The 14,488-nt window shown below is 73.8% G+C and carries 15 protein-coding genes; 7 read left to right on the top strand and 8 right to left on the bottom strand.

Annotated elements, in window-relative coordinates; genetic code table 11:
* Positions 1-82 precede the first annotated feature (82 nt).
* Together ACH414_RS10045 and ACH414_RS10040 are read left to right on the top strand one after the other, a co-directional pair.
* Positions 83-1,903 (top strand): HSP90 family protein, encoded by a 1,821-nt coding sequence (locus ACH414_RS10045; protein WP_382538400.1) that lies wholly within the window; start codon positions 83-85, stop codon positions 1,901-1,903.
* Positions 1,900-4,659, top strand: a complete 2,760-nt coding sequence (locus ACH414_RS10040; RefSeq protein ID WP_398941433.1) for a tetratricopeptide repeat protein — start codon at positions 1,900-1,902, stop codon at positions 4,657-4,659. Before ACH414_RS10045 ends, ACH414_RS10040 begins: the two co-directional genes overlap by 4 nt.
* A 65-nt stretch (positions 4,660-4,724) precedes the next feature.
* On the opposite strand, the gene ACH414_RS10035 is transcribed toward ACH414_RS10040, so the two are convergent.
* Positions 4,725-6,305 (bottom strand): DAK2 domain-containing protein, encoded by a 1,581-nt coding sequence (locus ACH414_RS10035; protein WP_382538393.1) that lies wholly within the window; start codon positions 6,303-6,305, stop codon positions 4,725-4,727.
* 230 nt (positions 6,306-6,535) lie between these two features.
* Between ACH414_RS10035 and rpmB the strand changes: the two genes are divergently transcribed.
* Positions 6,536-6,721 (top strand): 50S ribosomal protein L28, encoded by a 186-nt coding sequence (rpmB, locus tag ACH414_RS10030; protein WP_003957616.1) that lies wholly within the window; start codon positions 6,536-6,538, stop codon positions 6,719-6,721.
* 167 nt (positions 6,722-6,888) lie between these two features.
* Here rpmB and thiD read toward each other — a convergent pair whose 3' ends face one another.
* Genes thiD through ACH414_RS10015 form a run of 3 tightly spaced genes read right to left on the bottom strand, consistent with a single transcriptional unit; the run spans position 6,889 to position 8,776 of the window.
* Positions 6,889-7,689: a bifunctional hydroxymethylpyrimidine kinase/phosphomethylpyrimidine kinase gene (thiD, locus tag ACH414_RS10025; protein ID WP_398941432.1), complete on the bottom strand. Its 801-nt coding sequence runs from the start codon at positions 7,687-7,689 to the stop codon at positions 6,889-6,891.
* On the bottom strand, positions 7,686-8,648 hold the full coding sequence (locus ACH414_RS10020; protein WP_382538387.1) for a thiamine-phosphate kinase: 963 nt from the start codon (positions 8,646-8,648) through the stop codon (positions 7,686-7,688). The genes thiD and ACH414_RS10020 overlap by 4 nt, the downstream gene beginning before the upstream one ends.
* On the bottom strand, positions 8,645-8,776 hold the full coding sequence (locus ACH414_RS10015; protein ID WP_382538384.1) for a hypothetical protein: 132 nt from the start codon (positions 8,774-8,776) through the stop codon (positions 8,645-8,647). Before ACH414_RS10015 ends, ACH414_RS10020 begins: the two co-directional genes overlap by 4 nt.
* Before the next feature lie 105 nt (positions 8,777-8,881).
* On the opposite strand from ACH414_RS10015, the gene ACH414_RS10010 reads away from it, so the two are divergent.
* Complete coding sequence (locus ACH414_RS10010) at positions 8,882-9,115, top strand: Lrp/AsnC family transcriptional regulator (RefSeq protein ID WP_382538381.1); 234 nt, start codon at positions 8,882-8,884, stop codon at positions 9,113-9,115.
* A 23-nt stretch (positions 9,116-9,138) separates the two neighbouring features.
* The gene (locus ACH414_RS10005) at positions 9,139-9,618 is read left to right on the top strand and encodes a DUF3515 domain-containing protein (protein ID WP_382538469.1); all 480 of its coding nucleotides are present in this window, start codon (positions 9,139-9,141) and stop codon (positions 9,616-9,618) included.
* Between the two features lie 10 nt (positions 9,619-9,628).
* Here ACH414_RS10005 and ACH414_RS10000 read toward each other — a convergent pair whose 3' ends face one another.
* The 3 genes from ACH414_RS10000 to ACH414_RS09990 form a co-directional block, all read right to left on the bottom strand.
* Positions 9,629-10,768 carry a D-alanine--D-alanine ligase family protein gene (locus ACH414_RS10000; RefSeq protein ID WP_382538378.1) on the bottom strand — a complete coding sequence of 380 codons (1,140 nt, stop codon included), beginning with the start codon at positions 10,766-10,768 and terminating at the stop codon, positions 9,629-9,631.
* 81 nt (positions 10,769-10,849) lie between these two features.
* Positions 10,850-11,851, bottom strand: coding sequence for an NAD(P)H-dependent glycerol-3-phosphate dehydrogenase (locus tag ACH414_RS09995; RefSeq protein WP_382538376.1), 1,002 nt, complete (start codon positions 11,849-11,851; stop codon positions 10,850-10,852).
* Positions 11,848-12,597: a lysophospholipid acyltransferase family protein gene (locus ACH414_RS09990; protein ID WP_398941428.1), complete on the bottom strand. Its 750-nt coding sequence runs from the start codon at positions 12,595-12,597 to the stop codon at positions 11,848-11,850. The genes ACH414_RS09995 and ACH414_RS09990 overlap by 4 nt, the downstream gene beginning before the upstream one ends.
* A 125-nt stretch (positions 12,598-12,722) precedes the next feature.
* Between ACH414_RS09990 and cofC the strand changes: the two genes are divergently transcribed.
* Together cofC and ACH414_RS09980 are read left to right on the top strand one after the other, a co-directional pair.
* Positions 12,723-13,382: a 2-phospho-L-lactate guanylyltransferase gene (gene cofC / locus ACH414_RS09985; RefSeq protein ID WP_382538371.1), complete on the top strand. Its 660-nt coding sequence runs from the start codon at positions 12,723-12,725 to the stop codon at positions 13,380-13,382.
* A gap of 10 nt (positions 13,383-13,392) precedes the next feature.
* A complete protein-coding gene (locus ACH414_RS09980) occupies positions 13,393-13,596 on the top strand; it encodes a hypothetical protein (protein ID WP_382538368.1) in 204 nt (67 codons plus the stop codon).
* Positions 13,597-13,679: 83 nt separating this feature from the next.
* Here the strand turns inward: ACH414_RS09980 and ACH414_RS09975 are convergent, their stop codons facing one another.
* Positions 13,680-14,363, bottom strand: coding sequence for an HU family DNA-binding protein (locus tag ACH414_RS09975; RefSeq protein WP_386569558.1), 684 nt, complete (start codon positions 14,361-14,363; stop codon positions 13,680-13,682).
* Positions 14,364-14,488: the final 125 nt, after the last annotated feature.

Below are 14,488 nucleotides of genomic sequence, written 5' to 3'. Positions count from 1 at the left end.
TCCTGCCCCCCCTTCCGCGATCACCGGACGCCGGGATCGCCCGACCCGCGCCGTCGCCCGTCCCCCCACCGGCGCAGCGACGATGACTGCTGACCAGACACCGCACACGTTCCAGGTCGATCTGCGTGGCCTGGTGGACCTGCTCTCCCACCACCTCTACTCCAGCCCCCGGGTCTACCTGCGCGAGCTGCTCCAGAACGCCGTGGACGCGCTCACCGCCCGCCGCGCCCTGGACCCCGACGCGCCCGCCCGCGTCCGCATCCACGCGGACGGCACCACCCTGCGCATCACCGACACCGGCATCGGCCTGACCGCCACCGACGTCCACACCCTCCTCGCCACCATCGGCCGCAGCTCCAAACGCGACGGCGCCCACGGCCTGGAGACCGCCCGCGCCGAATTCCTCGGCCAGTTCGGCATCGGACTGCTCGCCTGCTTCGTCGTCGCCGAGGAGATCCGCGTCGTCTCCCGCTCCGCCCGCACCCCCACCGCGCCCCCCGTCGAGTGGCGCGCCCACGACGACGGCTCCTACACCGTCACCACCCTGGACCCCACGGCGCACCCCGAACCCGGCACCACCGTCCACCTCACCGCCCGCCCCGGCACCGCCGACTGGCTCACCCACGACCGCGCCCTCGCCCTCGCCCGCCACTACGGCTCCCTCCTCCCCCACGACATCCGCGTCGGCGAGGAGACCGTGACCGAACTGCCGGCGCCGTGGGAGCGGACGTATCCGAGTGCGGCGGCGCGGCGGGTGGCGCTGGCGGCGCACTGCCAGGGCCTGTTCGGTTTCGCGCCGCTGGACGCGATCGAGCTGGACCTGCCGCTCGCGGGCGTCCGGGGGGTGGCGTACGTGCTGCCCTCGGCGGTCAGTCCGGCGCAACGGGCGGGGCATCGGGTGCACCTGAAGGGCATGCTCCTGACGGAGAAGGCGGACGCGCTGCTGCCGGACTGGGCGTTCTTCGTGCGCTGCGTCCTGGACACCGACACCCTGCGTCCCACCGCCTCGCGCGAGTCCCTCTACGAGGACGACGCGCTGGCGGGCGTGCGGGACGCGCTCGGCGAGGCGATCCGGGACTGGCTCACGGGGCTCGCCGCCGGATCGCCGGAGCGGCTCGGGCAGTTCCTGGCCGTCCACCACCTGGGCGTGAAGTCGCTGGCGCGCCACGACGACGAGGTCCTGGCGGCGATGCTCCCCTGGCTGCCGTTCGAGACCACCGACGGACAGCTCTCCCTGGACGCCTTCGCCCGCCGCCACCCCGTCGTGCACTTCACCCGCACCGTCGAGGAGTTCCGCCAGGTCGCCGCCATCGCCGCCGCCCAGGGCATCGGCGTCGTCAACGGCGGCTACACCTACGACACGGAGCTGATCGAGCGCCTGCCCGAGGTGCGGCCGGGGACGGTGGTGGCCGAGCTGGACGCGGACACCGTCACGGCGCATCTGGACCCGGTCGACCCGGCGCTGGAGCTCGCCCTCACCGGTTTCCTCTCGGTCGCCCGGGAGACCCTGGACGCGCTCGGCTGTGACGTGTCGCTGCGGTCGTTCCACCCGCTGACCGTCCCTGCCCTGCACCTGGACGACCGTTCGGCCCGCCACGAACAGGCGCGGGCCGAGGCGGAGGAGCAGGCCGACGACCTGTGGGCGGGGATCCTCGGCTCGCTGCGCGGCAGCGCGCCCCGCGCCCGTCTCGTCCTCAACCACCAGAGCCCGCTGGTCCGCCGCATCGCCGGTCTCGACGACCGCCGGCTCGCCGCGACCGCCGTCGAAGCCCTCTACGGACAGGCCCTCCTCATGGCCCAACGCCCGCTGCGCCCCGCCGACAACGCCCTCCTCAACCGCACCTTCCTCGGCCTCCTCGAATGGAGCACCGGGCACGGCACCGACGGGGGGACCCCGGCATGACGCACCCTGACTTCCAGGCCCTGCGCGAGGCCATGCGCGACAACCTCGCCCAACCGGAGGGCCCGGCGCGGGGCGCCCGCGCGGAGCGGCTGCTCGCGGAGGCGGAGCGGATCGGCGAGCCGGCGGCGGTCATCGAGGCGCTCGGCCACCAGCTGCAGGTGTACAACTACAGCTCCGAGAAGGCGAAGATGTTCGTGCCCTTCGCGCGGCTGCTGCGGATGTGGGACGAGAACCCGGCCGACTTCGACGCCTACGAGGCGTATTCGCTGCACTGGGTCTTCAAGTGGGTCTCCAGCGGGATGCTCGACCAGCCGCACATCCCGCTCGCCTCGATCGAGAAGTGGCTCGGCGAGATGGAGCGGCGCTACCGGCTCGCCGGGCACTCCGAACGGGCCGTGCGACAGGCCGAGTTCCGGGTGGCCCGGCACATCGGCGACCGCGACCGGGCGGCCCGCGCCCATGCGGCGTGGCTCGCGGCGGAGCGCGACGAGATGGCCGACTGCCACGCCTGCGAGCTGCACGGGCAGGGACTGTGGCAGGCCGAACTCGGCGACGACGAGGCGGCTCTCGCGGCCTGGGCGCCGGTCCTGGACGGCGAGCACTCCTGCGCCCACGAGCCGCACGCGGTGCTCGCCTCCTCGCTGCTGCCGCTGCTGCGGCTCGGCCGGACGGAGCAGGCGCGGACGAACCATCTGCGCGGCTACCGGCTGGTGCGCCCGATGGAGAGCATGCGGAGCGCGGTGGCGCAGCACATCGAGTTCTGTGCGCTCACCGGGAACGAGGCGCGGGCCCTGGAGCTGCTCGCGGAGCGCCCTGCGTACTTCACCGACCACGGCGACCCGGACAGCGAGCTGGACTTCCTGGCCGTGACCGCGCTGCTGATGGACCGGCTCGTGGCGCTCGGGCTCGGCGGGCAGCGGGTTCCCGGGCCCGCGGAGGGTGCCGGCGCGGCCCCGGCGAAGGAGTGGACGGCGGCGGAGCTGGCCGGTCATGCCCGCACGCGGGCCGAGGAGCTGGCGCTGCGCTTCGACGCGCGCAACGGCACGGACCGGGTGAGCCGCCTGGTGCGGGCGCAGATGGCGGCGGAGCCGCTGCTCGGCCGGCTGCCGCTCGGTGTCCGCGCGGCCGGCCGGCCCGTACCCCCCGCTGCTCCGGCCCCGGCCCCGGTGACGGCGGCCGCCCCCGAGGATCTGCTGTCCGAGGCACGGCGGTTGACGGCGGAGCGGCGGCCGGAGGCCGACGCGGTGTGGGAGGCGCTCGGGCGGGCGGTGGCGGAGGGCCTGGTCGAGCTCGACGCGCTCGGCACGGCCGAGCTGACCGACCACCGCGCGATGTCCCTGGCCGGGTCCCCCGAGGAGGCCGCCGAGCTGTTCCGCAGGGCGGCGGAGGGGTACGAGTCGGCCGGTGCCCTCGGTGAGGCGTGGGCGTCCCGGGCCCGGTGCGCCTACGTGTCGGGCGAGCCCGAGGGGTGCGAGGAGCCGGTGGCCCGGCTGCGCGCGCTCCAGGGGGCCGGCGCGACGTCACGCCAGCTCACCGGGGCGCTGCTGCTGCGGGCCCGGCTCCTGGGCACGGCGGAGGCGGCCGAGGAGGTCCTGGCCTGCGCGGGGGCGGCGGACGACGCCGACCGGATCGCCGAGGCCGAGTGGCTGCTCGGCGATGCGGCGGCGCGGGAGGGGGACGCGGAGCGGGCGGCCGAGCGGTACGCGCGGTCGGCGGAGCTGTTCCACGAGGCCGGCCTGCCCTGGCGCGCGTCGGAGCCCGAGGGCCGGCTCGCGGGTGTCGCCCTGCACACCGGGGACCTGGCGACGGCGGAGCGGGCGGCACGGGCGGCCCTGGCGCACGGCGCCGAGCACGCGACCCCCGCCGGCCAGGCGCGGCTGCGGCTGCGGCTCGCGGAGGTCCTCGGCGCGACGGAGCGCTTCGACGAGGCGGCCGGGCAGGCCGTGGAGGCGGCGCACTGGGCGGACGAGGCGGGCGAGGGCCGCGGGCTCGGGGCGTACGCACGGCATCTGCTGGGCGGCTGGCTGCTGCGCGCGGGCCGGCGCGAGGAGGCGGCCGCGGTCCTGGAGGCGGTGCTGCCGGACCTCTCGGTCGAGGAGCACGGCGACGGGATGCTCGTCCAGACGCGGTGGTGGCTCGGCGACTGCCTGACGGCCCTGCGCGAGCCGCGGGCGGCGGCCGAGCAGTGGCTGCGGGCGGCGGAGCTGGCCGCCGGGTGGCCGGACCAGCGGGACCACGCGATGCTGGCGAACCTGGCGGCGGAGGCGCTGTGGCGGGCGGAGCTGGCGGCGGAGGCGACGGCCGCGTTCGAGCGGGCCGGTGAGCTGTGGCGGTCGCTGGGCGAGACCGGCGGGTATGTGCGCACCCTGCGCATGCGGGCCTGGATCGCGGGCCCCGACGGGCAGGGCAGGGCGCTGATGGCGAGCGCGGCGGAGGCCTGTGCCGACGACCTGCCGGAGCTGGCGGGCACCTACCGCCAGACCGCCGAGCTCCTCGCCCCGGCGGACCCCCGGGAGGCCCTTTCCTTCGCGGAGCGCGCCTCAGCGGTGTACGCGAAGGCCGGCGACACCTCCGCCCGCCTCTCGGCGGACCTCCTCACGGCCTGGCTCCACCTGGACCTGGACGCCCCCGCCCGGGCGGCGGCCCTGGCCCGGGAGGTCCTCGCCGCCGACTCCCCGGCCCACCACGAGGAGGCGGAGGCGATCCTGACCCAGAGCGGGGAAGTCCCCCCGCCTCCCTCCTCCCCGAAACCCTGACGGGTCGCGGGGGCGCGGGGCGGGGGCACGGGCCGGAGGCCGCTCCCGTCCCGTGCGGCGCCCCGCTACTCCACCCCGATCAGCAGCGCCGGGGCCCCCGCCCCCGCCTCGTACGTCGTCGTGTCCACCGCCAGGTACGTCGCCCGTACGTGCCGTTCCAGGGCGCGGGCGAGGTCCGGCGGGGTGTCGGCGGCGACGATCAGCGTGACGAGTTCGCCGCCGGCGGAGAGCATGCGGTCGAGGACCGTGCGGGCGGTCGTGGTGAGGTCCTGGCCGATGACGGCCACATCGCCCTCGATGAGGCCCAGGACGTCACCGGCCTGGCAGACGCCGGCGGACGTGAAGGACTGGCGTTCGGCGACCGCGAGTTCGGCGTAGCGGGTCGCGCCGGCCGCGGCGGTCATGGCGACGACGTCCTCGTCGAAGCGGCGGTCCGGCTCGTGGACGGCGAGGGCGGCGATGCCCTGGACGGCCGCGCGGGTCGGGATGAGCGCGACGCGGATGCCCTCCGCGCGCACCTGCTCGGCGGCCACCGCGGCGACCTGGCGCAGCTCGGCGTCGTTGGGCAGCAGGACGACCTCGCGCGCGTGGGCCCTTCGGATCGCCTCGGCGAGGTCCGTGCCGGTGGGGGGTTCGCCGGGGACGGCGAGCAGCGTGGTCGCCCCGGCCTCGGCGCACAGCCCGGCCAGTCCCTCGCCGGGCACGACGGCCACGACGGCCCGCTGGACCGGCTCGCGGGACGCCTGCTGCTCGAAGTGGGTGATGCGGATCCGGTACGGGCGTCCCGCCTCGACGCCCGCCTCGACGGCCGCTCCCGCGTCGTCGACGTGGACGTGCACGTTCCACAGCCCGTCGCCGCCGACGACGACGAGGGACTCCCCCAGCGCGTCCAGGCGGGCCCGCAGCCGCTCCACGGCCGCGTCCTCGGCCTCCAGGAGGTAGATCACCTCGTAGGCGGGGCCGCCCTCCTCCGCGAGGCAGTCCGCGTCCAGGTGCGGGCGCCCCGAGGGCGCCACGGGCCGCGCGGGCGCCTCGCCGGTCAGGGTCTCCACGAGCGCGCCGAGGACGGCCACCAGACCGCGCCCTCCGGCGTCCACGACGCCCGCGCGGCGCAGTACGTCCAGTTGCCCGGGGGTCCGCTCCAGGGCGCTCCTGGCGCCCTCGTAGGCCGCCGTGGCCACCGAAACGAGGTCCCCGCCCCCCGCGCAGGCCTCGGCGGCCGCGCAGGCGACGGTGAGGACGGTGCCCTCGACGGGGTGGGCGACGGCCAGCCGGGCCGCGTCGGCGGCGTCGGCCAGGGCGCGGGCGAGGTGATCTCCGTCATGCCCGTCGGCCAGCACGGCGGCCATGCCGCGCAGCAGCTGGGACAGGATGGTGCCGGAGTTGCCGCGGGCGCCGAGCAGCGCGCCGTGCGCCATGGCCCGTATGACCTCCGCCACGTCCGGCGGCCCCGCGGAGAAGGCCTCGTCCACGGACTTCGCGGCCGATTCCAGGGTCAGGTAGAGGTTGGTGCCGGTGTCGCCGTCCGCGACGGGATAGACGTTGATGGCGTCGATCTCCTCGCGCTCCCTGCCGAGTGCCTGCAGCGCCCCTGCGCACCAGGACCGGATCGCTTCGGCGTCGAGGGTCTGTGGGGCTCGCGGCAACGGGTGGTCCTCCTGTGCGCTGCGGTGGGTTCACCGCAGGGTAGACCCGTGATCACCCGGGGGCCGGGGCGGGGGCAGCGGAGACCGTGGTAGTTTCGTTCCACCGGAGCGGGCGTTGTATGCTGCTTCGGTTGCCCGGCACACGTCGGGCCATTCCCCGGCAAGCCACTTCAGATCCCTGATTCCGGTGCGCCGGTTTCACTGTAAATCTGAAGTCTTTGGAGTGACCCGTGGCTGCCAACTGCGACGTCTGCGGCAAGGGGCCGGGCTTCGGCAACAACATTTCGCACTCGCACCGCCGTACGTCTCGTCGCTGGAACCCGAACATCCAGCGTGTGCGTGCCGTGGTCGGTCGGACGCCGAAGCGGCTCAACGTCTGCACCTCGTGCATCAAGGCCGGCAAGGTCTCGCGCTAATTGGTGCTCCCCCCGCGTCAAGCGGGGATAGCCCCGCCGACGTTTCGTCGTAGCGCAGCCCCTGCGGTTGCCTTGAAAGGCCGGTTCACCTCGGTGAACCGGCCTTTTGCCTTGCCCTGAAGCGGATGAGGGACGGCGTGAGCGACGGCTGGACGGCGCCGGCCGGCTCAGTGCCGGTGGATCCAGCCGTGGTCGACCGGGCCGATGCCCGCGCCCAGCGAGAACCCGGCGGCGATCGCCCCGGTCACATACGCCTTGGCCTGCCGTACCGCCTCCGGCACGGTCAGGCCCTTCGCGAGCCCGGACGCGACCGCCGAGGCGAGCGTGCAGCCCGTGCCGTGGGTGTGCCGGTTGTCGTGCCGGGGCGCCCGCAGCCAGTGCTCGTCGGAACCGTCCGTGAGCAGGTCCACGGCGGCCTCGCCGGCGGGCAGGTGCCCGCCCTTGATCAGCGCCCAGCGCGGCCCGTACGCCAGGATCGCGTCGGCCGCCCGCCGCATCCCGTCCTCGTCCTCGACCACCAGGCCCGTGAGCTGCGCCACCTCGTCCAGGTTGGGCGTGGCCACGGTCGCCGTCGGCAGCAGCTTCGTCCGTACCGCGTCCAGCGCGGAGGCCGCGAGCAGCGCGTCCCCGTGCTTGGAGACGCCCACCGGGTCGACCACCACCGGGGCGTCCGTCCCCGCGAGCAGCTCCGCCACCGTCTCCACCAGCACGGCGGAGGCCAGCATCCCGGTCTTCACCGCCCGGACTCCGATGTCGTCCACCACGGCCCGGAACTGCGCCCGTACCGCCTCGGCGGGCAGCTCCCACGCCCCCCGGACGCCCAGCGAGTTCTGGGCGGTGACGGCGGTGATCACGCTCATGCCGTGGACGCCGAGCGCCAGCATCGTCTTCAGGTCGGCCTGGATGCCCGCCCCGCCGCCGGAGTCCGATCCGGCGACGGTCAGCACCGCGGGCGGACGCGGTGTCACTCGGTCTCTCCGAAGTGGTCCCAGCCGCCCTTGCTGTGCCAGGGCGCGCCGTCGACGGTGACCTGGGGCAGCGCGGAGGGGTTGAGGACCTCGCCGATCACCTTCCAGCGGGCGGGCAGCTTCACGTCCGGCGGGAAGGTGGCCACGATCGCGTGGTCCTCTCCCCCGGTGAGCACCCACTGGAGCGGGTCCACGCCGACGGCCTGGCCGATGTCGTTCATCTGGGTGGGGATGTCGATGAGGCCGGAACGCAGGTCGATGCGGACCTTGCTGGCCTCGGCGATGTGCCCGAGGTCGGCGATCAGGCCGTCGCTGACGTCGCACATGGCGGTGGCGCCGAGCCCGGCGGCCGCGGGGCCCGCGTGGTACGGGGGCTCGGGGCGCCGGTGGGCCTCGACGAAGGCGCGCGGGGAGCGGAAGCCGCGGGAGAGCACCGCGTAGCCGGCGGCGGACCAGCCGAGCCAGCCGGTGTAGGCGACGACGTCGCCGGGCTGGGCGCCGCCGCGGGTGACCGGGTCCTGGTTGCGCAGGTCGCCGAGGGCGGTGATGGCGACCGTGATGGTGTCGCCGCGGACCACGTCGCCGCCGACAACGGCGGCACCGGCGACCTGGCATTCGTCGCGCAGGCCGTCCATGAGCTCGGTGGGCCAGGTGACGGGGAGTTCGGCGGGGACGACCAGGCCGAGCAGGAGCGCGGTGGGGACGGCGCCCATGGCGGCGATGTCGGCGAGGTTCTGGGCCGCGGCCTTGCGGCCGACGTCGTAGGCCGTCGACCAGTCGCGGCGGAAGTGACGTCCTTCGAGCAGGACGTCCGTGCTGGCCACCACCCGCCGGTCGGGGGCGGAGACGACCGCGGCGTCGTCGCCGGGTCCGATCCGTACCGCCGGGGTGGCGGTGAGCCGGGAGGTGAGCTCCCTGATGAGCCCGAACTCGCCCAGCTCTCCGACTGTGCCCTTCACCGCGTCTCACCTCGTGTCGTCGTGCCGGCCGCCGCGCCGCTCCGCTGCTTCTCGCCGTGCGGGTCGCGGGCCGTCACCGTGCCGGATACCGTCAAGTAGACCGTCAACTTCTCATCTGTGTACGCCACACCGCGGGCACCTCCGGGCCAGGAGGTCTCCCCGCGGCCCGCGGCGACGCGGTACCGTGGCGTCTCTTTCTCCCACAAGATCCTCGTGGCCGCTCTGGAGGTTCCGTGGTACAGGCGTACATCCTTATTCAGACCGAGGTGGGCAAGGCGTCGACCGTCGCCGAGGTCATCGCGAAGATCCCGGGGGTGATCCAGGCCGAGGACGTGACCGGTCCGTATGACGTGATCGTCAGAGCCCAGGCCGACACCGTGGACGAGCTGGGCCGCCTGGTGGTGGCCAGGGTCCAGCAAGTGGAAGGCATCACGCGCACCCTCACCTGCCCGGTCGTGCATATCTAGCCCCCGTCTACCCTTGGCCGGTGATGTCTTCCCACCGGCCCTTCGGCCTGCCCGCTTCCGTCGCCGCCTCGGCCCTGCTGCTGGCCGTCGCGGGCTGTTCCTCGTCGGACGCGAAGGCGTCGGTCCCGGTTCCCAGCCCGCCGGCGGCCGAGGCCGCCGTCTGCCGCTCGCTCGCGAAGGAGCTGCCCGGCACCGTGGCGGGTCTGGAGCGCTCCGGCACCGAGCCGGACTCCGAGCTGACCGCCGCGTGGGGGGATGCGGCGATCGTACTGCGCTGCGGGGTGCCCCGGCCCGAAAAGATGAGCGATCCCCAGGCCCAGGGCGTCGAGGCCGACGGGGTGAACTGGCTCTTCGAGGCGCGCGAGGGCGACGGACCCCGCTTCACCACGACGTACCGCAAGGCGTACGTCGAGGTGACGCTGGACGAGCGGTACGCGCATGACGTCGGCCCGCTCGTGGATCTCGCCGCCCCCGTGAAGAAGGCCGTTCCGCCCAGCCTCTAGCCGCCGGGCCCTAGCGCAGGCCCGTGGAGCGGTTGAGCGCGGCCTGGATGAGCCGGTCGACGAGCTCCGGGTAGCTGACGCCGCTCTCCTGCCACATGCGCGGGTACATGGAGATGGGCGTGAAGCCGGGCATGGTGTTGATCTCGTTGATGACCCAGCCGCCGTCCTCGGTGAGGAAGAAGTCGGCGCGCACCAGGCCCTCGCAGGAGACGGCCTCGTAGGCGGCGACGGCCAGGCGCTGGACCTCGGCGGTGGCCTCGTCGCCGATGGGCGCGGGCACGATGCCGGAGGCCGAGTCGATGTACTTGGCCTCGAAGTCGTAGAAGTCGTGGTCGGTGACCGGCGGGATCTCGGCGGGCACGCTGGCGCGCGGGCCGTCCTCGAACTCCAGGACGCCGCACTCGATCTCGCGGCCGCGGATCAGCGACTCGACGATGATCTTCGGGTCGTGCCGGCGGGCCTCCTCGACGGCCTCGTCGAGGCCGGAGAGGTCGTCGACCTTGGTGATGCCCATGGAGGAGCCGCCACGGGCGGGCTTCACGAAGAGCGGCCAGCCGTGCTCGGCGGCGAACTCCACGATCTTCTTGCGGGCGGCGGCCGGGTTCTGCTCCCACTCGCGCGGGCGGATGACCTCGTAGGGGCCGACCGGCAGGCCGAAGGAGACGAAGACCCGCTTCATGTACTCCTTGTCCTGGCCGACGGCGGAGGCGAGGACGCCCGCGCCGACGTAGGGGACGCCGGAGAGTTCGAGGAGGCCCTGGAGGGTGCCGTCCTCGCCGTAGGGGCCGTGCAGCATCGGGAAGACGACGTCGACCTCGCCGAGGGCCTGCGGCACGGAGCCGGGCTCGTTGTAGACGACCTCGCGGCTGGCCGGGTCGACGGAGAGGACCACGCCGCCCGTCTCCGACTCGGCGAGGTCGGTCACGCTCGGCAGGGCGCGGTCGGCGATGGCCATCCGCTCCGGGGCGTCGGCGGTCAGCGCCCAGCGCCCGTCGGTGGTGATGCCGATGGGCAGCACGTCGTACTTGTCCCGGTCGATGGCGCTCAGGACGGCGCCTGCGGTGACGACGGAGATGGCGTGCTCGGAGCTGCGTCCGCCGAAGACGACGGCCACGCGCGGCTTGCGGGGGCTCTGGGTGTTCTCGCTCATATCGCGTTGAGGGTACCTTGCGGCGTCCGAACTCCTGAGCGCCCCGCTGCCGCCGCGCGCGTACGGCCCAAACGGGCGCCGCTAGCGGCGTTCCGCCTTGGCGCTGCGCGACATCAGCTCCTTGAGGGCCACGATGGGCGGCTTGCCGTCGTGGACGATGGAGACGACGGTCTCGGTGATGGGCATGTCGACGCCGTGCCGCCGGGCCAGATCGAGCACGGACTCGCAGGACTTGACGCCCTCGGCGGTCTGCTTGGTGGCGGCGATGGTCTCCTCCAGCGTCATCCCGCGGCCCAGGTTGGTGCCGAAGGTGTTGTTGCGGGAGAGCGGCGAGGAGCAGGTGGCGACCAGGTCGCCGAGGCCCGCGAGGCCGGAGAAGGTGAGCGGGTCGGCGCCCATGGCGAGGCCGAGGCGGGTGGTCTCGGCGAGCCCGCGGGTGATGAGCGTGGCCTTGGAGTTGTCGCCGAGGCCCATGCCGTTGGCGATGCCGACGGCGAGGCCGATGACGTTCTTGACCGCTCCGCCGAGCTCGCAGCCGACCACGTCGGTGTTGGTGTAAGGGCGGAAGTACGGGGTCATGCAGGCCGCCTGGAACCGCTGGGCGACCGTCTCGTCGACACAGGCGACGACGGCCGCGGCGGGCTGCCGGGCGGCGATCTCCTTGGCCAGGTTGGGCCCGGTGAGGACGGCCACGCGCTCGGCGGGGACGTCGGCGACCTCCTGGATGACCTCGCTCATCCGCTCGGCGGTACCGAGTTCGACGCCCTTCATCAGGGAGACGAGGACGGTGTCGGGGGCGAGCAGCGGCTTCCAGGCGGCGAGGTTCTCGCGCAGGGTCTGCGAGGGCACGACGAGGACGGTGAAGTCGGCGTCGCGGGCTGCCTCCGCGGGATCGGCGGTGGCCGTGATGCCCTTGGGGAGTTCGACCCCGGGCAGGTAGTCGGGGTTGGTGCCGGTGGCGTTGATGGTCTCGGCGAGTTCCGCGCGGCGGCCCCAGAGGCTCACCTCGCACCCCGCGTCGGCGAGCACCATCGCGAAGGCGGTGCCCCAGGATCCGTTGCCGAAGACGGCTGCCTTGGTCACTTCTTGCCTTCCCCCGCGGCCTTGCGCCGCTGTTCCTGCCGGGCCTTGCGGTGGTCGTACGGCTCGGCCGGCGCCTTCTCGCCCCGGACCTCCTCCAGGAGGCGGGTGATGGCGGCCATGATCTCCTCGGTGGCCTCGCGCAGCACGTCGGGCGTGGGGTCGAGGTCGTAGAACCGGGAGAGGTCGACCGGCGGACCGGCCTGCACGGCCAGGGTCTTGCGCGGCAGCAGCCGGAGCTTGTTCTCCTTGGCGTACGGCGGCATCGCGAGGTTGGCGCCCCACTGGGCGACCGGGATGACCGGGGCCTTGGTCAGCAGGGCGACGCGGGCGGCGCCGGTCTTGCCGGCCATGGGCCACATCTCGGGGTCGCGGGTGAGGGTGCCCTCGGGGTAGAAGGCGACGCACTCGCCGCGTTCGATGGCGTCGACGGCGGCCCGGAAGGCGTCCAGGGCGTTGGTGGTCTCGCGGTAGACCGGGATCTGCCCGGTGCCGGTCAGCATGGTGCCGACGAAGCCCTTGAAGAGGCCGGCCTTGGCGAGGAAGCGGGGCACCCGGCCGGTGTTGTACTGGTAGTGCGCGTACGACAGCGGATCCAGGTACGAGTTGTGGTTCACGGCGGTGATGAATCCGCCCTCGGCCGGAATGTGTTCCGTCCCGCGCCAGTCCCGCTTGAACAGAACCACCAGCGGGGGTTTGGCGATGACCGCCGCCAGGCGGTACCAGAAGCCGATTCTGCGGCGGGGCACTCGGACACCTTTCTCCGGGACTGGTTCGCGGGGGGTCAAGTCTCACTCCCCGCTCCTGGTCTGTCGAGGACACCGTACGCCCCGGGGCCCGGGGGGTCGCCGCGGGCCGGACAGAATGGTCCCCGATGAGGAGCTACGCCGAAGTAGAAGCGGCCGACGGCTGGTCCCTGGTGGTGCCCCTGAAGCCGCTGGAGCGGGCCAAGAGCAGACTGGCCGCGGCCGCGGGCGAGGACCTGCGGCCCCGACTGGCGCTCGCGTTCGCCCAGGACACGGTGGCGGCGGCGCTGGCCTGCCCGGCGGTACGGGATGTGGTGGTCGTCACGGACGATCCGGCGGCCTCCGCGGCACTCGCGGCCCTCGGCGCGCGGATCGTGCCCGACGTGCCCGGCGCCGGGCTCAACGCGGCGCTCGCGCACGGCGCCCGGGCGGTGCGGGCGCGGCGGCCCCGGGCGGGGGTGGCGGCGCTGAACGCGGACCTGCCCGCGCTGCGTCCCGCGGAGCTCGCGCTGGTGCTCGAAGCGGCCGGCCAATTTCCGCGGGCATTTCTCGCCGATGCCGCCGAAATAGGTACGACATTCCTCTCGGCGGGCCCCGGAACGGAATTGGAACCCGCTTTCGGGGGGCCCTCGCGGCGGCGGCATTTGTCCTCGGGGGCGGTGGAAATCCGGCTGGCCGGGGTGGATTCCGTACGCCGGGACGTGGACACCGGGGAGGATCTGGCGGCGGCGCTCGCCCTCGGTGTCGGCCCGCGGACGGCGGCCCGCTGGGTGGGCGCGGCCGGATAGGCTGCCGCCCATGCAGGCGACCGCGTACACGTACGATCCCGAGACCCGCAGCGGCAGTGTGCTGCTCGACGACGGCACCCCGGTGGAGTTCGGGGCCGAGGCCTTCGAGGCGGGCGGGCTGCGGCTGCTGCGGCCCGGGCAGCGGGTGCGGATCGAGACGGCGGGCGAGGGCTCCGGCCGGCGGATCACGCTGGTGACGCTGCAGACGTTCTGACCGGGCGCCGGACCGCCCCGGACGCGCCGCGGGCCGGGCTCCCCCTGGGGGGAGCCCGGCCCGGCGTGTGAGCAGCCGCCGCCCTACTTCTTCGCGGCGGTCTTCTTCGCGGTGGTCTTGCGCGCCGTCGTCTTCTTGGCGGGCGCCTTCTTCGCGGTGGCCTTCTTCGCCGGCGCGGTCTTCTTGGCGACGGTCTTCTTGGCCGTGGCCGTGGTCTTCTTCGCCGGGGTCGCCTTCTTCGCGGCCGCGGTGGTCTTCTTCGCGGCGGTGGTGGCCTTCTTCGCCGCCGCCGTCGTGGTCTTCTTCGCGGCCGTGGTGGTCTTCTTCACGGCGGCCGTGGTCTTCTTCGCCGGGGTCGCCTTCTTCGCGGCGGCCTTCTTGGCGGTGGTGGCCTTCTTGGCGGCGGCCTTCTTCACGGTCGCCGAGGCGCCGCCGGTCAGGCTGCCCTTCGGGGCCTTCTTGACGGAGACCTCGCCTCCCTTGGGGAGCTTCTTCGAGCCGCTGACCAGGTCCTTGAAGCCCTGGCCCGCACGGAAGCGCGGCACCGAGGTCTTCTTGACCCGCACGCGCTCACCCGTCTGCGGGTTGCGGGCGTAGCGGGCCGGACGGTCGACCTTCTCGAACGAGCCGAAGCCGGTGACCGAGACCCGGTCCCCGCTGACCACGGCACGCACGATGGCGTCCAGCACGTGGTCGACGGCGTCGGCGGCCTGCTGCCGGCCGCCCATCTTGTCGGCAATCGCTTCTACGAGCTGCGCCTTGTTCACGTCTTCCCCTTCGGAGACATTGCCGGAACGAAAGTGTTCAAGCTATTTCGCACGTTAGGCATGTATATACCGCAAATCAAACACGAAACGGGCTAATCACCCTAGTGCCGCAACGCAGTAGCACG

Source organism: Streptomyces sp. NPDC020422, from assembly GCF_044386705.1.
Lineage (GTDB): Bacteria > Actinomycetota > Actinomycetes > Streptomycetales > Streptomycetaceae > Streptomyces.
The sequence above is the reverse complement of the archived record's forward strand: the minus strand, read 5'-3'. Positions and strand labels throughout refer to the sequence as shown.